General features: G+C 68.1%; 3 protein-coding genes. All 3 read right to left on the bottom strand.

What is annotated here, in order from left to right; all coding sequences use genetic code 11:
• Window positions 1-766, bottom strand: a 766-nt coding sequence (locus EOA28_RS32885; RefSeq protein ID WP_148671011.1) for a molybdopterin cofactor-binding domain-containing protein, incomplete at its 3' end; no start/stop codon positions are given.
• The gene (locus tag EOA28_RS32880) at window positions 763-1746 is read right to left on the bottom strand and encodes a xanthine dehydrogenase family protein subunit M (protein WP_127252383.1); all 984 of its coding nucleotides are present in this window, start codon (window positions 1744-1746) and stop codon (window positions 763-765) included. The genes EOA28_RS32880 and EOA28_RS32885, both read right to left, overlap by 4 nt.
• Window positions 1743-2243, bottom strand: coding sequence for a (2Fe-2S)-binding protein (locus EOA28_RS32875; protein WP_189342331.1), 501 nt, complete (start codon window positions 2241-2243; stop codon window positions 1743-1745). The genes EOA28_RS32880 and EOA28_RS32875 overlap by 4 nt, the downstream gene beginning before the upstream one ends.
• Window positions 2244-2298: the final 55 nt, after the last annotated feature.

The raw sequence follows: 2298 nt of genomic DNA, 5'->3' as shown, positions 1-2298 counted from the left end.
GCGCCAGCGCCAGCGCCTTCGACCCGAAACCGCCGCCGATATAGGGCGAGACCAGCCGCACATTCTCGAACGGCACGCCGAACCACTCGGCGTAAGTGCGCGCCATGCCGTCCAGCCATTGGCTCGGCTCCCAGATGGTCAGCTCGTCGCCCTCCCAGCGCGCGATCAGACCATGCGGCTCCATCGCCGCCTGGAATTCGCGCGGCGTGTTGTAGGCCGCGCAGATGCGCACCGAGGCGGCGGCGAAAGCGGCTTCAGCATCGCCCCATTCCTTGGTCATGGCGTCGATCGGGATGCCGTCGCCGGCCTTGCCGTCGCTCAAATCGACGATGGCCGGCGTCTCGTCATACCAGACCTTGACCAGCGCCGCGGCTGCGACCGCCTGCTCGAAGCTCTCGGCTACCACGGCCGCGATATGCTGGCCCGAATAGGTGACCTCGCGGGCGAGGGGGTTGTAGGTCGGCTGCGACGGCGGGTTGCCCAGCCAGTCCGATGCGCCGTTCAGTTCCATGATCGTGTCGGGCGTGAGCACCGCGAGAACGCCAGGCGCGGTCTCGGCCGCGCGGCTGTCGATGGCCGAGACCTTGCCGGCGGCGATTGTAGCGCCGACCAGCACGGCATGCGTCAGCCCTTCGAGCTGCTGCTCGAAGGCATATTTTGCCGCGCCGGTGATCTTGGCCGGGCCGTCGACGCGCGACAGGCGTCCGCCGACCGCTTCGAGGCGCGCGCTGTCCGACGCGGCGTGCTTCATGTCATGAACGGTCATGCCGTCTCTCCCAATTCGAGGATGGCGCGCGCGATCACGCGCGGCGCCAATGCGATCTTGTAGTGGTTGGCGCCGTGGTCGACGGCGCCCTCCATGGCGAGCTCGCTCGCCGCGCGGACGGTCGCTTCGTCGAGCGCCTTGCCCCTTAGCGCGTCCTCGACGGCGCGGACCCGCCACGGCTTCGTCGCGACGCCGCCAAGTGCCACGCGTATGTCACGCACGGTATGGCCGTCGCCTTCGAGCTCCAGCCCGACGGCGGCGCTGGCTGCGGCGAATTCATAGGACTGGCGGTCGCGCACCTTGATGTAGGTCGAGCGCCTGGCGGCGGCCGAGCCGGGGATTTCGATGGCCGTGATCACCTCGCCGGGGCGGATGTCGTGCTCCTGCTCGGCGGTGGCGCCCGGCGCAAGGAAGAAATCCTCGACCTTGAGCTTGCGCTCGCCGAGATCGACCTCGGCGTCGAAGGCGACGAGCGCAACGGCGAGATCGCCCGGATAGGTGGCGATGCAGGCTTCGCTCACGCCAAGCACCGCATGGCCGCGCGTCACGCCGCCGATCGCCGAGCAGCCGCTGCCCGGCGCGCGCTTGTTGCAGGCCGGGAAATTGGCAGGATCACGGAAATAGGGGCAGCGCGTGCGCTGCATCAGATTGCCGCCGATGGTCGCCATGTTGCGCAACTGCGCCGACGCCGCTTGCCACAGCGCTTCCGACACGGCCGGGAAGAGGCTCTTCACGTGCGGGTTGTCGGCGACATGGCTCATCCTGGCCAGCGCGCCGATGACGGCGCGGTCGGCGGTCACGTCGATGGCGTTGAGCCCTTCGATATGGCTGATGTCGATCACGGTCGAAGGTTCGGCGACGCCGCATTTGGCGAGGTCGATCAGCGTCGTGCCGCCGGCAAGCAGCATCGCGCCGGGCAGGGCGGCCGCATTCCGGGCGGCCTCGATATTGTCGGCGCGGAAATAGGAAAAATCTCTCATGAGCGCAGCTCCTGTGCGGCTTGGCGGACGGCGGCGACGATGTTTGGATAGGCGCCGCAGCGGCAGAGATTGCCGGCCATGTATTCGCGGATTTCCTCGTCGGAACCGGCATGGCCCTCGCGGATGCAGGCCACCGCCGACATGATCTGCCCCGGCGTGCAATAGCCGCACTGGAAGGCGTCCTGTTCGAGGAAGGCGGCCTGCACGGCGTTGAGCGTGCCGTCCTGGTCGGCCAGGCCTTCGATGGTGGTGATCTCGCGGCCTTCGACCTGGGCGGCCAAGGTCAGGCAGGCGAGCACGCGCTCGCCGTCGACATGGACGGTACAGGCGCCGCACTGGCCCTGGTCGCAGCCTTTCTTGGTGCCGGTGAGGTGGAGGCGGTCGCGCAGCGCGTCGAGCAGCGTCACGCGCGGCTCGATCTCCAGCGTATGGTCGCGGCCGTTGATGGTGAGATGGACGGAAAGCGTGGTGGGACTGATGGTGACTTGGTCATTCATGGGGCGTCGGGCTCCGATTGCTGGACGCTTGAGCGGATGGAAATGGGGCTTGGGG

Source organism: Mesorhizobium sp. M2A.F.Ca.ET.067.02.1.1 (assembly GCF_004023285.1).
In the GTDB taxonomy this organism is placed as follows: Bacteria; Pseudomonadota; Alphaproteobacteria; order Rhizobiales; family Rhizobiaceae; genus Mesorhizobium.
The sequence above is the reverse complement of the archived record's forward strand: the minus strand, read 5'-3'. Positions and strand labels throughout refer to the sequence as shown.